This is a genomic window from Pseudogracilibacillus sp. SE30717A, from assembly GCF_037071985.1.
Taxonomy (GTDB): domain Bacteria; phylum Bacillota; class Bacilli; order Bacillales; family Amphibacillaceae; genus Pseudogracilibacillus.
Genome location: NZ_JAXHDF010000001.1, coordinates 256,306 through 274,289 on the forward strand (window position 1 = coordinate 256,306; position 17,984 = coordinate 274,289).

Sequence of the window (17,984 nt, forward strand, 5' to 3'; positions counted from 1 at the left end):
TAAATTTCTTTATTTGTACATTCTTTCACATTCATCCTACTACCTATTTCTTTGTATATATCGTTATATAGTAAGTTTCTATATATAGTATTCTACTTATTACTACCTATAATTGCATCTTTCTTGGCTGAAGAGGTGTTTGGCATGTATAGAAAACATTAAAGGAAGCATTAACCTAGTACTCCTACTTACTATCCTACAGAAAAGCTGATGAGAAGGGATTTTAAACGAACTTTCTGTGACACACTAAAAATTAAAATGAGAAAAAATATATAAAAAATAAACATATATAATTTTTTTCTCTTCATTTTTTAAATGATTTCGCTTACTTATGATTATTTTATCCTATTACCTTTATATTTTCTATTAATTTCCAATATAATGTAAAGTTTTTGTATATATAGCCTCTCTATAATCTTTCTTTGGATTAGATAACCACAAATTGGAAAACTAATGAAGGGGGAGGTTTAGGTGAGTAAAAGAATAAGCTTATTATTTGTTTTTCTATTATTCTTCCAGACAATCACAAACGGGTTTATCGCTCCTGCTCAAATAAAGGCGGAAGGATCAAAAAATAGTGTGTTTACCGATATTACACTTACAGATAAAGACGGTCAAAAAGTTACTGTTGCTGAGCTTGATGCTGAATCAACAGTATATGTTCATGTTAATTGGTCAATTGCGCATGCTGAAGTTGAAGAGGGTGACACCGATTCATTTTCTCTACCAGATGACTTACATATGGTAGAAAAGCAGCAGGGTGAATTAACAAATGATGAGACAAAAGTGGGGATTTATCAAACTGCAACGAATGGAACGGTGACGGTAACTTTTAACGAAGCAGTTAATGAAAATCCGGAAGCTAATGGAAAGTTTGTTGTAAAAGCTGTATTAGCGGCCGAAGAACAAGCGGATCAGTCGGAGAAGGCTAGGGGAGTATCAAATCAAGAAACAGATAATCCCGAGCAAAAGGAAGTGAAAGCGGCTGACGAATCCGACAAACAATTGTTGAAAACTGAGAACATAATTGAAGAAGACAATGCGCTAGAGGAAGACATTACAACTTCTGATGCCTTAGAAATAGAAACATTTGAAGTAAAGGATTTAGGAAATATATTTACATTCAAAAGTTTCGCTCTTAACGGTAATGAGATAGAAGACGGCGCCGTTATCGATATAGATGAAGGTACTGTTATCCAGATAGAATTTGATTGGGAAACAGACGGTAATGCCAAAAACGGCGACACCGCTTCGATACAGCTTCCAGATATATTTAAACAGGTTAATATAACAAATCAACCAATAATAACTAACGGTGTAAATGTTGGAGAGTATAGTATTATTGATGGCAAACTTAGATTTGTCTTTAATAAAAACATTGAGGATAGTACAGTTCAAAATGGATTTGTAGGTTTAAATTTGCAATTTAATTTAGAGAAATTCCGGGAAAATATTGAACAAGAGATTCATTTCAATGACCGAAGTGAAAAAACACTCACGGTTATTGCAAAACCAAAAGGTGATATTAGTGGTATTACAAAAGAAGGACATCCTGATGCGAAGCATGATGCAAGAGAAATTACATGGACGATTGATGTAATTAATACCAATGACGAAGAAATAAATGACGCAACTTTAGCAGATATCATCCCTGCTGGATTAGGGGATGCTAGAGATTTTGTTATCCATGAGCTAAATATTGGCTTCGATGGAGATAAGAGAGAAGGTGCTGATGTAACATCAACGCTAAATCCATCTGAATTCCCAATAGATTTAGGTACAATTGCGCCTTTTAACGGCTATCGTGTCCAATATACAACAACCATTGAAAATTACGCAGTAGAATCCTTTACCAATGATGCAACGTTTGAATATGGAGATCAAATTTTACCTGCTAAGGCTACTGTAGATGGATTAACGAGAAGTAATCCAATTGAGAAGAATGGTTGGCAGATTGGGGAAACGGACGAAATTCAGTGGCAAATTGATGTGAATAAAAATGGTAGTTTAATTAGTGAAGCTATAGTAGAAGACAGCTTGCCTGATGGCTTAACCGTAGATAGTATCCAAGTAGTTAAAATTACACAAAATGGAGGTAACTGGGCAGAAGGAGAAGCTCATAAGGATTCGTTTACGGAATTCCCGATAAACTTAGGTGCATTAGGGCAAGAGGATGCCTATAGAATTAAATTTACAACAAAAGTTGATTGGTCAGCAGTTAACAAAGGCGAATATCAACAAAATAATGGTTTCCTAAATGAAGCAACACTATATGATGGCGAAGATGAATTAAACGATGATGATGCAACAGTTAATATTGTAAGGGATCCTATTCTTGAAAAAGTAGAAGTGGGTAACGTAGATTATGAAAACCGAACAATTACTTGGGAAGTTACTGTTAATAGAGCAAAACACCCATTAAATGATGTTACTGTAACAGATACTCTACCAGCTGGATTATCCCTCCATGTAGGCGATATAGAAATTACAGGTGACGAAGGTACGGACTTCTCTGGTGTAACTTCGAGCATAGAAGCTGCAGCAGATGGGAAGACTTTATTGACAATTAACTTAGAGGATGTTGGCACAGAAACAATTACTATCAAATACACTACAAGTATTGAAGATTTCAATAGTAATGCATTTACTAACACTGTTGGTATAACTGGTGTTGGCGTTGGTGAAGGCGGAGAAGAAAGAAAGGTTACAATTAACCCACGTGCAAACACCTATACAAAGAGTTTTGCTGGAATTGACTACAATGAAAAAACAATTAACTGGCGTTTGAACGTTAATCCAATAAGAGAAGACATCAATTCTGGATTTATTATTAAAGATACTTTCACGAATGATGGACTAATTCTCTTGCCAGAAACAGTTAGTATTAAGCTTGGTGAAGAGACGCTTGTAGCGGAAGAAGATTACACTGTTTCACCGATCGATGGCGGATATCAAAACGGATTTACTATTACCTTTAACCGAGTAATAGCTAATGCGGAGTTAGTGGTCAATTTCACTACCTCTTATGACCCTCAATTAGAAGTTGATGGTAATGTCTTGATTCCTCATTCTAATGGGGATGAAAAAGAACTTTATAGAAATAAAGCTGAATTTGATGGAACAACTGAAAATGGGCACACAATTGATGTAGAAGATGATGCTAGCCATAAAGTACGACAAGATTCATGGAACAGTGGTAAAAAAGAAGGTCAACTTGTCCATGAAGACAGTGAAGGAAATCTAGTAAATGGCTGGGAAAGTGGTTCTGAAAGAAAAATTGCTTGGCAACTATACACGAACTACCAAAAGCAAGACCTTGGAACTGGTGTCGTTATTACCGATACATTAGATTATGAAGGAACAATTGATAAAGATAGTATAACAGTATCTGTTTATGAAGTAGATGCAAAAGGTGAAACTAAAATTACTGGACCTAAAATAGATGACTATTCAGTTACTGTTGAAAATGATAAATTTACTCTAACATTTAATGATAATTTTGAAGTAAAAGAAAGATATGTCATCGAATTTACAACAACAGTTCCAGACATATCCCAACAAAATTATACAAACGACGCAACCGTTAAAGTTGGCGAGAAAGAAAATCTTTTTTCGGGTACAGTTAATTATGATAAATATAATACCTTCTTAGAAAAGGGACCTGTTGGACTAACAGGAAATGAAGTATTCACAGGTGACGAGATTAATTGGGAAATTACAGTGAATGAAAGTCTATCAGTAATTAAGAGTGCGGTTATTAAAGACGTAATTAGTAAAGGACTTATATATGTAGAAGGAAGTCTTGGAATTACGAAATTAGGTGGATCTGCTTTAGTAGAAGGTGATGATTACTCTCTCAATGTAACCGTAAATGAGAATGACGAGACCATATTAGAAATCAAACTATTAGATGATCTAGAAGAAACTTTAGTGTTAAACTACACTACTGTTGTAACAGAAACAGATGGTGAAGTTAACAATACTGTTAGTTTTAATGGAACTGGTATCGATGAAAAATCAGTCGAATCCGATGAACTAAGAGCGAGACAATTCTCTTGGGTAGGCGGAGACTTCAATCCAAATAGAGGAGCTATCGCGGTTACAAAGCTAGACTCCGAAGAAGAAGAAGTAATTGCAAATAATGAAGCTACCTTTATCCTTGAGTTTGAACTAAATGGTGAAAGAGTCCAATTTGGAGAAGAATTTACTACAAAAAATGGTGTTCTGGAAATAGGAAACTTACCTCTTAGAACCTATTACCTTACAGAGGTAAAGGCACCAAATGGTTATGTCTTAGCAGATGAAGAAATAGAAATTAACGTAGATGAACCATATGGTAAAGACAAAAAAGTCGTTGAAGTAGATTTTGAGAATACAAAGGAAAAAACAGACATAACTGGAACAAAAGTATGGAAGGGCGGAGAATCCTTAAGACCAGATTCTATCCAGCTTCAATTATTTAGAGATGGAGATGCCTTTGGTGAACCTGTTACCTTAGAAGATGGAGAAACAGAACATACTTGGGAAGACTTAGATCTAACAGATATCGATGGAAATGAGTATAAATACACCGTAGATGAAGTTGATGTTCCAGATAATTTTGAGAAAACCATTTCAGAAAATGGCTTGACTATTACAAACGAATATATAGTTGAACAAGTATCTATTTCCGTGAACAAAATATGGGAAGATGCAAATGACCAAGATGGTTTGCGTCCTGATTCTATCACAGTGAAACTACTTGCAAATGATGAGGAAACAGATAAAGAATTAACTCTAAATGCAGGAAACGGCTGGAAAGATACATTCACTGAATTACCAGCAACAGACAGTAAAGGGAATGAAATCACCTACACAATCGAGGAAGTAGCTGTTAAGGGTTACGAAAGTAAAGTAGAAATTAATGAAGACAATCCATTTGATTTCAAGCTTACAAATACCCATGAACCGGAATTAATTAATGTAGAAGGTACAAAAAAGTGGGATGACGCCAATAACCAAGACGGTAATCGCCCAGAAACCATTACGGTAAATCTTTTAGCAGATGGTAAGCAAATCGATTCTGTTGAAGTAACAGAAGAAGACAATTGGAAATACAGCTTTACAGATTTGCCTAAATATAAAGCTGGAGAAGAAATTACCTACACCGTTACCGAGAACACAGTAGAAGATTATTCTCAAGAAATTGTCGGTTATGATATTACGAACAGCTACACACCAGAAGAAACAGTAGTCACTGTCACGAAGCATTGGGATGATGCGAATAACCAGGATGGTAAACGCCCCGAGAGCATTCAAGTTCAATTAACAGCAGGTGGCGAACCATATGGTGAACCAGTCGAGTTAACGCAGGACAGTAATTGGACCCACACATGGTCAGAGCTACCATTAAATAGTAATGGAGATCCAATCAAGTATTCTGTAAAAGAAATAACAGAACTAGAGGAATATGATGTAGCAGTGAATGATGAAGATCACGGTAACATTATCATCACAAACAGCTATACACCTGAGGTAACTGAGGTTTCTGGAGCAAAAACATGGGATGATGCTGACGACCAAGATCGTAAACGTCCAGATTCCATTACTGTAAATTTACTAGCAAATGGTGAGCAAGTTGATACAACAGAAGAAATCTCAGCAGAAAATAATTGGCAGTACAGTTTTACAGACCTACCGAAATTTGCAAATGGTGAGGAGATTGAATATACGGTTACAGAAGATCCGGTAGAAAACTATGAAACTACGATTGAAGGATTCAATATCACCAATAGTTACACACCAGAAACAATAGAAGTTTCCGGAGAGAAAACATGGGATGACGCGAATGACCAAGACGGTGTACGTCCAGATTCAATTACGGTAAACCTTTTTGCAAATGGTGAGCAAGTTGACTCTAAGGAAGTAACTGCAGATGACAACTGGGAATACAGCTTTACAAACCTCCCAAAAAATGAAGCTGGTGAAGAAATTATCTATACTGTTACTGAGAACTCGGTAGAGGAATATACGACGGAAATTGATGGTACAGATATTATCAATCACCACAAGCCGGGAAAAACAAGTGCAACGGTAACGAAACACTGGGATGATGCGAATAACCAAGATGGCATCCGTCCAGGAAGCATTGAAGTACAATTAACTGCTGATGGCGAAGCCTATGGTGAGCCAGTAGAGCTAGCTTCAGAAAACGACTGGACTTACACTTGGGACGAATTAGATGAAAAAGCGGCAGGAGAAGCAATTAAATATTCAGTAATTGAATTAACAGATGTACCAAAATATGAAACTTCAGTAAATGATACAGATCATGGCAACATCATCATCACAAATGCTTACACACCTGAGGTAACAGAAGTATCTGGAACAAAAACTTGGAATGATGCAGATAACCAAGATGGTATCCGTCCGGATTCAATTACAGTAAATCTATTAGCAAATGATGAATTTGTCGAGTCAAAGGAAGTAACTGAAGCAGATAATTGGAGTTATAACTTCTCAAATCTGCCAAAATACAAAGCAGGAGAAGAAATAATTTACTCAATTACAGAGAATCATGTAGAAGGTTACGAAACTACAATTGACGGGTTTAACATTACAAATGCTCATACACCTGAAGAGATTGAGATTAATGGTATGAAAACTTGGGATGATGCCGATAATCAAGATGGTATTCGCCCGAAAGAAATTGTTGTTAATCTTTTAGCAAATGGTGAACACGTTCAATCAACTAAAGTAACCGGAGCAGACGACTGGAAATACAGCTTCCCAAACTTACCAAAATTTGCAGCTGGAGAAGAGATTCTTTACACAGTTACAGAAAATTCAGTAAAAGACTATTCACAAACGGTCGAAGGCTTCAATATTACAAATGCATATACACCAGGAAAAACAGCTGTAACGGTAACGAAACACTGGGATGACGCGAATAACCAAGATGGCATTCGTCCAGAAAGCATTGAAGTACAACTAACTGCTGATGGCGAAGCATACGGTGATCCGGTAGAGCTAGCTTCAGAAAACGACTGGACTTACACTTGGGACGAATTAGATGAAAAAGCGGCAGGAGAAGCAATTGAATATTCAGTAATTGAATTAACAGATGTACCAAAATATGAAACTTCAGTGAATGATACAGATCATGGCAACATCATCATCACAAATGCTTACACACCTGAGGTAACAGAAGTATCTGGAACAAAAACTTGGAATGATTCAGATAACCAAGACGGTGTTCGCCCAGAATCAATTACAGTAAATCTATTAGCAAATGGTGAGCAAGTTGAGTCTATTGAAGTAACCGAAGCAGACGATTGGGTATACAGCTTCACAAACTTACCAAAATATGAAGCTGGTAAAAAAATAGTTTACTCAATTACTGAGGATGTTGTAGAGGGCTACGAAACTACAATTAACGGATACGATATTACAAATACACTTATACCTGTAGAGCCTGAAAAGCCTAGCACACCGGGAACAGATGTAAGTACCGGAACAGATCCATCTGATCAGAAAGATCCTGAAAAAGCAGAGCCGGGTAGCGGAAATGAATTACCAAAAACTGCTACAAATATTTACAGTTTTGCTTTTGCTGGACTTGTGTTATTAATCGTTGGATTTGCTACACTAGTCATATTCCGTAGAAAAATAGAAAAATAAGAATTCAGGTTAGAATAATCAAAGCTTTCACATACTGAACTAGTATGTGAAAGCTTTTGTTGTTTAGATGTTGTTCTTAACAAAACAGGGAGACGGTGATTTCGTCAACCGCATTCTCATCTACGCTTCTATTGGAATCTCAAACGTTACTTTAGTTCCCTCATCTATATTACTTTCAATTGCTAACCCTTTTCCATACAATTTTTTTAACCGTCGATGCGTATTTGAAAGCCCCACTCCTAACACTTTAGTTGGATGTTCATTTAGAATTTGACTAATCTTCTGTTGCTCCATTCCTTCCCCATCATCGATGATCGCTATCTTATAGCTTTTTTCATGATATGTGATTCGGATACAAATCCTTCCCCCTTCAATCCGTTTAAGAACCCCATGTTCAACCGAGTTTTCTACAATTGGCTGAATCGATAATGGTGGAATCTTAAAATTTAGTTTATCTGGTATATCCCATGTAATTTTTAATCGATTCTCAAAACGCTGTTTCTCAATATATAAATAGGAACGAGTCAAATCTAGCTCATTTTCAATTGGAATAAGGGAATCCGTGTTATGTACGTCAAAACTTCGTCGTAAGTAGTTTCCAAATTCCTCAAGCAGTTTAAACATCCTTGAGGTATCTATTACTCCAAGTGAAGCTATTGTATTTAATGTATTAAACAAGAAATGAGGCTGGATTTGCGCTTGTAACCAAGCCGCCTCCATTCTAAGCTGTTCTTTAACTGATTGTTTAAATTCCGTTAACGCTTTAACTCTTGCTTGTAACTCTAGTGCATCCATTGGTTTTGTGACATAATCGTTGGCACCTGAAAGAAATCCTGTATATATATCCTCTTGTTGACTTCGTGCTGTTAAAAGTAAAATTGGAAGTTCGGAAATGGTAAATTGCTCTCGAATTTTTTGCGTTAATTCGTAACCTGACATATTTGGCATCATCACATCCGCAATAACAAGATCCCATTCACCTTTAACTAACATCTTTAATACTTCATCACCATTTAATACTGTCAATATTTCATACTCTCTGCTAAGGATACTTCGTAAAATTTTTAAGTTAACAGGATCATCGTCTACAGCAAGTATTCTAGCTTTTTTACTAGTCAACTCAGGCTTTTGTTCTGATAAATCTACTAATTTGTCATGATCCATCTCATAAGAAGCTGCAACTTCTTGTATACTCTCAATCTTTGTAGATGTTTCTTTAGCCAGTGGAATGGTGAAACTGAATGTTGATCCTTTTCCCATACTCGATTTTACTGAGATTTCTCCCCCATGTAATTCGACCAACTGTTTACAAATATATAAACCTAGGCCCAACCCACCCTCAAATACGGTCGGATTTTTCTCTTCCTGTTGGTAAGGTTTAAAAATTGATTCCTGTACTTGCTCGCTCATACCGATTCCTGTATCAGTCACTGTTATTTTTGCAAATTTCTCCCTATAGGTTGCATCTATTGTTATATTACCTTCATTAGTGTACTTAACTGCATTATGTAGCAGATTAAACAAGATTTGGATTAGTCGGTGTTGATCTGCATAAACAGATGGAAACGACTTTGGGATTTTTAAAATTACTTTAAGCTTTTTATTTTCCATCATAAAACGTATCATGTCGATTACACCTGAAACAACGGAATGAAGGTTAATTGGCTGATTTCTTAAATGAATCTTATTATCCTTCAACCTCGATAAATCAAGTAAATCATTTAACGTAAATGACATATGTTGACCTACTCGGACAAGCAATTTTAAACTGTTCTGGTCATCTACTGACAATGAATTTGACTTATTATTTAATATCGTTTGAGCAATATTAATGACTCCATGAAGCGGGTTGCGTAATTCATGGGATGTATTCGCTAAGAATTCGTCTTTAGCTTTATCCGCTCTTTTCAGTTCTCTCGATTGTTTTACATTTAATTGCATGACACTTGTTTGACGCTTAAAGAGGAATCCCGCAAAAGCCATAATAGCTATTAAATAATCCACCGGATAATAAGGTATATCTATCAGACCCATATTAAGAGCCAAACCCCATAAAACATTGTATAAATTAACGACATTAGCAATTAATATAAATATAGCATCGGAATCGCCCTTTTTAATTATCTGAAGTACAATAATAAAAATGAATGTATACGAAATCACATTTGTTAACATAATTCCATAACCGACAAACATCATGTATGATGACGGAATAATAAATAAAGCAAGCGTTAGAAGCACATATGTTACAAATAATACATTAAAGAAAGCTTGGGCTAAGTTAAACACATATTTTATAAATTTAAGAATAAAATAGACAGTCCCGGCGAATGACAAATAGATTAGTTTCAGTGACCATTCAGCGTTAATTGGAAACCAATTGAGGATTAATTTATCATCATCAACTATGACTGAAAAGGCAGCAAAAATAAGTAAAAAACCGAAATATACTAGTTCTTTATGAAATACATTCCGCCCCATAATATATAAACCAAAAGCATAGGCACTATGTACAAGCAAGATTAAAACGACCATTAACTGTGCACTATGTGCAAAAAACAGGTTCTTTTCTACAGCGTCTCCTAATCCGAATTTAACAGGGTTGGGAATTCCTCCTGCAAACGTGTTTTCATAGTTAGCTACTTCAATTACTAGTTCTATTTCATCACTATCCGCATGAAAAAAAGCTTTATAGATTCCCAGCTTACTTTCGTAATGACTAATTGTATCTGAAGGTAAACCTGATTCTGTTACTAATTGTCCATTAACATACACGCTTGCCGCTGATTCAAGATCCTTAAAAATTAATCCATAATTCCCCTGTTCATTTATACTATCGACAGTCGGTAAAAGTATTTTTAATCGATAGGTGCCATAGTTTATTTCCTTATCTTCATCCATGCTATTCCATAATCCTGGTACAATCGTATAGTTATCTGCTGGAACAAAATTTGAATGGATAAATTGATTCGGATAAAACTCCCACTCCCCATTGAGTGTAATTGTCTGACTATCTGTAAAGTTCCACTCCCTTAAATCTATAACTCCCTTTTCCGCGTGAGGATGGTCGGGAGTTTTGTGGTAAAAAATCCACCCAATACGAAAGGTTGTTAATACAAGTAAGAAAATACTTATTAAAAGAAATATTTTTTTATAGGAAATTTTATTATTAGTCAACATCGTTTCTCAACCCTTCATCAAAAACGGATAATTAAACTAATTATCAGTGAAGGTACTTACTTTTACAAGATTAATTTTCAATCTAAATATTTTATTATTCAATTAATTCCAAGTTTTATAGTTGACATTCTATATGCAACCTGTATAATAATTAGTAATTTCAAATATGAACATCTCTTATCAAGAGTGACGGAGGGAATAGGCCCGATGAAGTCCAGCAACCATAAAAGGTTTTTATAAAATCTTTTAAAGGTGCCAAATCCTACAGACACAATTTAGTCTGGAAGATAAGAGGAGGAAACGGTTTTTTACACAACACCCTCTTCTATCTTTCGTAGAAGAGGGTTTTTATTTATCCTCCTCTACATTGAAAGTGATTTACATTGCTTTAATTAAAGAAATAGAGATGTATTCTCTAAAATCCAAGGAGGAGTTTTATCTATGTCAGAATTCAAGTTTCAAAAGGACGATACGATTCTATTACACGGAGGTCAAGAGCCGGATCCAGTTACAGGTTCACGTGCGGTACCAATTCATCAAACAACATCTTATGTTTTTCGCGATACAGAGCATGCTAAAAATTTATTTGGACTTGCGGAAACAGGAAATATTTATACGAGAATTATGAACCCGACAACAGATGCATTTGAGCAACGAGTTGCTTTATTAGAAGATGGAACTGCTGCAGTGGCAACTTCTTCTGGAATGGCAGCTATTACGTATGCTATTTTAAACGTTGCAAGTGCTGGAGATGAAATTGTCGCAGACAGTAATTTATATGGAGGCACATACAATCTATTTGTTCATACATTACCTCGTTTTGGTATTAACGTAAAAATAGTTGATGGAACAAATCCAGATGAAGTTAAAGCTGCCATTACCGATAAAACAAAAGCAATTTTTGGGGAGACAATAACGAATCCTAGTTTACATGTTTTCGATATTGAAACAATAGCTACTATTGCACATGATCATGGAATTCCTTTAATTATCGATAATACATTTGCTCCAAAGTTTGCAAAGCCAATCCAGTGGGGGGCCGATATTGTTGTTCATTCTGCAACAAAGTGGATTGGGGGACACGGAACATCAATTGGTGGTGTAGTTGTAGATGGTGGTCGCTTCAATTGGAATAGCGAAAAATTCCCGGGTTTTACTGAACCTGACGAAAGCTATGGTGGCGTCCGATTCGCAGATCTTGGTCCCGTCGCTTTTGCCCTTCGCCTACGGGTTCAATTATTAAGGGATACAGGAGCTTCCATTAGTCCACATAATGCATTTTTATTACTGCAAGGGCTAGAAACCTTGCATGTCCGTCTAAAGCGTCATAATGAAAATGCGCTAAAAGTTGCAGGTTACTTACAAAGTCATCCTGCTGTTGAGTGGGTTAATTTTCCTGGATTACAAGATCATCCTTCCCATGAATTAGCTAATAAATATTTTTCTTCTGGATATGGCTCTGTCATTACGTTTGGTATTAAAGGCGGTCTAGAAGCTGGGAAAAAATTAATTGATTCCATTGATCTATGGTCACATGTAGCAAATGTCGGGGATGCAAAATCGCTTATCATTCATCCTGCGTCAACAACACATCAACAATTAAGCCCAGAAGATTTAAAGAAAAGTGGGGTAACAGAAGAACTTGTCAGATTATCTGTTGGAATTGAGTCAATAGAGGATATCATTCAAACACTAGATGAAGCTATTAAAAAAGCTACAGGAATTTCAACGATAGAAACAACGGAAGAAGATGCAATTAAATGGTTGTTTTCTACACCATTTGATCGTAGTGCAGGTTTAAGACAAAAAACAATCGCTTTAAAAGAAAATAGCAACTTAAAGGAAACATTAAATGCACTTGAAAATCGAGGATATAAAATAATTAATCTTGAAGAAGCTAACGAAGATGATATCATTGACGTCATTGTTACCGACGAACCATTATCTGATGCTGAATCAAAATCATTGACGAATAAAGGACTTAAAATCATTTGGACATTAGACCCTTCATCAATTGAATATGTTGATCCTAACGTAACAATCATTAAAGGAAAAGACATATTAGAGGAAGCTGCACGAATACGTTCCAATAAACCAGAAGCATCACTTATTAAATAAACAAATAATATTTAACTCGTTTTCCGCCTTATCTGCATAAGGCGGTTTTTTCTTTTAACATTTTAAGTTTATTGGTAAATATTAAAGGTAAACTATGTTAATATACAACTTACACATAAACATGTTATGTTTTATAATATATATATACTAATTTAAGGATTTAGGTGTGATTACCATTAAAAAATTAATATTCATTATACTCATACTAACAGGCGGACTTATCCTTTTTATATTCGCCAAGGAAGAACCTACTCCTACAAAACCGATTAAGGAAATTGTTCAACCAAAAGATGAGCATAACATAGATGATAAAACTGCAAGTCCAGAAGAGCAAGAGGAAGAAGATATAGAAGTAGCAGTAAAAGTAAAAGAAGATCCTATTAGAGAATTTATTTCTGATAAATTAAAAAAGGCCTCCAGTTTCTTCTTCACCCATGATGTAAATGTAGTAACACTCGGTGACTCTTTAACAGAAGGAAGTGGGGATGAAACGAATAATAGCGGGTATGTAGGCATTTTAGATGATACAATTAATCAAGATAAACAAGTAGCTCAATTTCAGAACTTTGCTAAGAGAGGAAGCCGTAGCGGTCAATTACTTATTCGCTTAGAAGATGAAGATGTAACAGAAGCGCTTGATAATGCTGATATTGTATTAATCACTATTGGGGCAAACGATATTATGCAAGTTTTTAAGGAAAATTTCACAGACTTAACTCTCGAGAAATTCACTTCAGAGCAAATTAGATATGAACAGCGATTAGAAAATATTTTTACAAAAATTCAAGAAATAAACGGGGAAGCAGATATCTATTTAATTGGTTTCTATAATCCGTTTCAAGAATATTTTGCTGACATTGAGGAATTAGAATATATTGTTGACAGTTGGAATCAAATCGGGGAAGACGTTACAGAAAAATACAGTAATGTGCACTATATCCCCATTAAAGATTTATTTGATAACGCTGAAACGAATTACTTCTCAGATGATAATTTTCATCCTAATGCTTTAGGATATAGATTAATGGCGAATCGTATATTACAATATGTGTTGGATGAGGGTGACGGCGATGAACATACAGAGGCAACAATTCAATAATTCAAAATGGAAAAAACGCTTTATCACTCTTTGTATAATAAATGCGGGAATTATTTTGCTTCTCGCTTTTTACCTTTATTCGCCAATACCAAAAACTGAATTAGAAATATCAAGCAATAAATATAAAGTGGAAAACAGTTCTCAGTTTGTCGTCCGAACAACTAAACAAAATCTAAATAATTTAGTAAATGCGTATCTGGACAAATTGCTTGCGAATACAAATCATAATTACTCCATAAACCTAGATGATGATGTTCAATTGTATGGAGAATTACCACTATTTTCAACAACAGTACCACTTCTAATCCATTTTGAGCCAATTGTACAGGATAATGGTGACCTTGTTTTGAAACAAAAGTCAATCTCAGTCGGATTATTGCAATTACCTAATAAAAAAATCATGCAATATGTCGCTAAGCATTTACCTGTCCCTGACTGGGTTGTCATTAATCCTCGAGAAGAAGAAGTCTACGTGAAACTTACGGAAATGAAAATCAAAAGTAACTTTAAAGTCGGGGTAGAGCAATTTGACTTAGAAGCAAACAATATCGCCTTTAAAATTAATGTTCCTTATAAAACATTAGGGATTGACGTTATTGAAGAAGAAAATATAGAATTAAGAGAATAGATGTGAAGCCACCTTCACATCTATTTATAATTAGCTGCCATTTTTTTAGTTTCTTCGCTTATTTTATCGACTAACAGATCAGGTGAAATGACTTTGGCACGAGATCCCCACTTTAAAATCCAACTTACAAGCCCATCAGATAGCTTTGCATTTGTATTTAAAATAAAATGTTCGTCCCCGTCTTCCCTCACATCAACCTCCATACCAAAACGATCAAAAATTGCATTGATTAGACTATTATCGAATCGGATTTTCATACGCAGCTCTTCTCCACTGTACATATGAAATGTATTATCAACATAAGGCTGTAGTTCAAATCCTTTTTCTTTTACAAAGGTTTCGTCCAAGATTGTAATCTCTTTAATTCTGTCTAATCGATAATGACGGATTTCTTTCGTCTCTTGAAACTTACCAATTAAATAATACAAATCATTTTGCCAAATTAACGCATACGGCTCAACAAAATAAAGTTCGCCATCTCTTCTATAATCAAACTCTTTTCGTACATTAAAATCTCCATATTGATAACTAACTACTTTTCTACCTGTTATTGCATGATGCAAACGATCGATATTATATTTAATTCTTTCATAATCGTGATTTATAGTCTGACTGAACAATACTGGCTCAGGTAACGTCTTACGAATATGGATGCTCGTTAATTCTTTTAACTTTTCAATCAAAATATCCTTCTCTTTTGGAGTGATAAAACGTGCAGAAAGAATCGCATCAACGAGAAGACGAATTTGATACGTTTCAAAATATTTATCTTGATGACTATAAAATATTTTTCCGAACTTTTTTCTGTTTCTTACAATATCAAAATCCATCTCTTGGAGTGCTTCTATGTCATTTTTAATGGTTCGATGATCAATACTTTTTAAATCTAAAAGTTGAACAAGCTTCTCTTCGATTTCATAAATATCATATTCATGCTCTTCATCTGTTTCATTAAACAAGAGATCTCTTAATTGTAACAAACGGAAGTTATTGCTTTGTTTCATAGAATCCCCCTATTCAAAAGATAGTTAGTCTTAATTATAACAGCTTTATCCATAATTTAATCTATTGACGAATTACAAATAATCCCTTAAGCTTACTTAGGACGATATATAAACGGAGGAAACAAAAGATGATAAATGTATCCAATGTCAGTTTAAGATTTGGAGATAAAAAATTATTTGAAGATGTTAATATACAGTTTAATAATGGAAATTGTTATGGTGTGATTGGAGCAAATGGCGCAGGTAAATCTACTTTCTTGAAAGTTCTTTCAGGGGAAACAGAACCTCAAAAAGGTGAAGTGTCTATCCCTTCTGACAAACGAATGGCCGTTTTAAAACAAGATCATTTCGCCTATGAAGAAGAACAAGTTCTAGAAACTGTTTTAATGGGTCATGAAAGATTGTATGAAGTAATGAAAGAAAAGGATAATATTTATTTAAAGGAAGACTTTACCGAGGAAGACGGAATTAAAGCTGCTGAACTTGAAGGTGAATTTGCTGAATTAAATGGATGGGAAGCTCATTCAAATGCAGCTATTTTACTGACAGGCTTAGGAATTGATGAGTCACTACATGAGGTCAAAATGTCAGACTTGAAAAACGACCAAAAAGTAAAAGTTTTATTAGCTCAAGCTCTTTTCGGTAATCCTGATATACTTCTTCTCGATGAGCCGACTAACGGACTTGATATTCAAGCTATCCATTGGTTGGAAGACTTTCTGTTACATTTTGAAAATACAGTCATTGTCGTATCACATGACCGACACTTTTTAAATAAGGTATGTACTCATATTGCAGATGTAGATTTCGGAAAAATTCAAATTTATATTGGAAACTACGATTTCTGGTATGAGTCGAGTCAACTTGCTGCTAAAATGGCAAAGGAAGAAAACAAGAAAAAGGAAGAAAAAGTCAAAGATTTACAAGCATTTATTGCAAGATTTAGTGCGAATGCATCCAAGTCAAAACAGGCGACATCTCGTCGGAAACTACTAGAAAGCATCACATTAGATGACATTAAGCCGTCATCCCGTCGTTATCCGTATGTAGCCTTTTCCCCTGAAAGAGAAATAGGGAATGATTTACTTCGAGTTGATGGGTTAACAAAAACAATTAACGGTCAAAAAGTGCTTAACAATGTTAGTTTTACAATCAATAGAGATGATAAGGTAGCTTTTGTTGGAAAAGATGACTTAGCAAAAACGACCTTGTTCCAGATTTTAATGGGTGAAATGGAAGCTGACAGTGGAGAGTATCATTGGGGAGTTACAACAAGCCAAGCATATTTTCCAAAAGACAACTCCGCTTTCTTTGAAAACAATGATTTACCTTTAGTTGATTGGCTCCGTCAGTTTTCACCAGAAGATCAGACAGAAACATTTTTACGCAGCTTTTTAGGTAGAATGCTATTCTCCGGTGAGGAAGCACTAAAAAAAGCAAGCGTACTTTCCGGTGGAGAAAAAGTGCGTTGTATGCTATCAAAAATGATGTTATCTAAAGCAAATGTGCTCATTTTTGACGAACCGACAAGTCATTTGGACTTAGAATCCATTACTTCAGTTAATAATGGACTAATCAAATTTAAAGGATCAATTCTATTTACTTCAAGTGACCACCAGTTCGTCAACAGTATTGCAAATCGATTAATTGAAATTACACCGACTGGTATTATCGACAAACAAATGAGTTATGATGAGTACGTAAGAGACCAAGCATTACAAAAAGAAATTAAAAAGATGTACGCTTAATTTTTTGAGTAGCCTGGTGGCGAACCTTTACCGATTAACGGTTAGGTTTCGCCATTTTTCTATTTATAGACTAACAAAAGTGATTTAAACAGATACGGAGACTAACTCGAAAATGCTTCCATTTGATATCTTGACAACCTTATCATGATAAAACTGTTTTGCACAAAAACGTAAACTACGACGTAATAGCTTCAACTTTATAAATTTCGGGAAGCCGCTTCGGAAAAATACTTCGCTTTCACCACGGGCATAAGCGCGACATCAGTTCAAGCAACACTACCACTTGCTTTCACTGTGTCTCCTTTACCGCAGGCACGGCCTCAGCTTCTGTAGCTTCTCGTTAACGAGAAACTACACGGATCTTCGGACTCGCGCTGTTCCTGCAGGAGGCTTCGTATTTTGCCTACGCTAGTATGTAAATTTTATTGTTGTTGATGCCCAAATTCAGTCAACAGTGATCATTCCAGCGGAGGAAATATGTGGAGACTCCTATGGGAGCATAGGCCCAGATGAGACTACGAAATGCATAGCACGAAGGAGGCTCAACA

At 35.3% G+C, this 17,984-nt stretch carries 7 protein-coding genes and 1 riboswitch; of the genes, 5 read left to right on the top strand and 2 right to left on the bottom strand.

Annotated features, from left to right (window positions below):
• Nucleotides 1–471: 471 nt before the first annotated feature.
• Nucleotides 472–7,659 carry a Cna B-type domain-containing protein gene (locus tag SPD48_RS01210; protein WP_336256222.1) on the top strand — a complete coding sequence of 2,396 codons (7,188 nt, stop codon included), beginning with the start codon at nt 472–474 and terminating at the stop codon, nt 7,657–7,659.
• A gap of 120 nt (nt 7,660–7,779) precedes the next feature.
• On the opposite strand, the gene SPD48_RS01215 is transcribed toward SPD48_RS01210, so the two are convergent.
• Nucleotides 7,780–10,839 (bottom strand): hybrid sensor histidine kinase/response regulator, encoded by a 3,060-nt coding sequence (locus SPD48_RS01215; protein ID WP_336256223.1) that lies wholly within the window; start codon nt 10,837–10,839, stop codon nt 7,780–7,782.
• A gap of 174 nt (nt 10,840–11,013) precedes the next feature.
• Nucleotides 11,014–11,133: riboswitch (SAM riboswitch) on the top strand.
• 147 nt (nt 11,134–11,280) lie between these two features.
• Between SPD48_RS01215 and SPD48_RS01220 the strand changes: the two genes are divergently transcribed.
• The 3 genes from SPD48_RS01220 (at nt 11,281) to SPD48_RS01230 (ending at nt 14,684) form a co-directional block, all read left to right on the top strand.
• Nucleotides 11,281–12,957, top strand: coding sequence for an aminotransferase class I/II-fold pyridoxal phosphate-dependent enzyme (locus SPD48_RS01220; protein WP_336256224.1), 1,677 nt, complete (start codon nt 11,281–11,283; stop codon nt 12,955–12,957).
• Nucleotides 12,958–13,123: 166 nt separating this feature from the next.
• The gene (locus SPD48_RS01225; protein WP_336256225.1) at nt 13,124–14,056 is read left to right on the top strand and encodes an SGNH/GDSL hydrolase family protein; all 933 of its coding nucleotides are present in this window, start codon (nt 13,124–13,126) and stop codon (nt 14,054–14,056) included.
• Entirely contained in the window at nt 14,028–14,684 is a 657-nt protein-coding gene (locus tag SPD48_RS01230; RefSeq protein ID WP_336256226.1) for a YpmS family protein, read from the top strand. Before SPD48_RS01225 ends, SPD48_RS01230 begins: the two co-directional genes overlap by 29 nt.
• 20 nt (nt 14,685–14,704) lie before the next feature.
• Here the strand turns inward: SPD48_RS01230 and SPD48_RS01235 are convergent, their stop codons facing one another.
• The gene (locus SPD48_RS01235; RefSeq protein WP_336256227.1) at nt 14,705–15,688 is read right to left on the bottom strand and encodes a helix-turn-helix transcriptional regulator; all 984 of its coding nucleotides are present in this window, start codon (nt 15,686–15,688) and stop codon (nt 14,705–14,707) included.
• A gap of 128 nt (nt 15,689–15,816) precedes the next feature.
• Here SPD48_RS01235 and SPD48_RS01240 point away from each other — a divergent pair, with 128 nt between their 5' ends.
• Nucleotides 15,817–17,436: an ABC-F family ATP-binding cassette domain-containing protein gene (locus SPD48_RS01240; protein ID WP_336256228.1), complete on the top strand. Its 1,620-nt coding sequence runs from the start codon at nt 15,817–15,819 to the stop codon at nt 17,434–17,436.
• Nucleotides 17,437–17,984 lie beyond the last annotated feature (548 nt).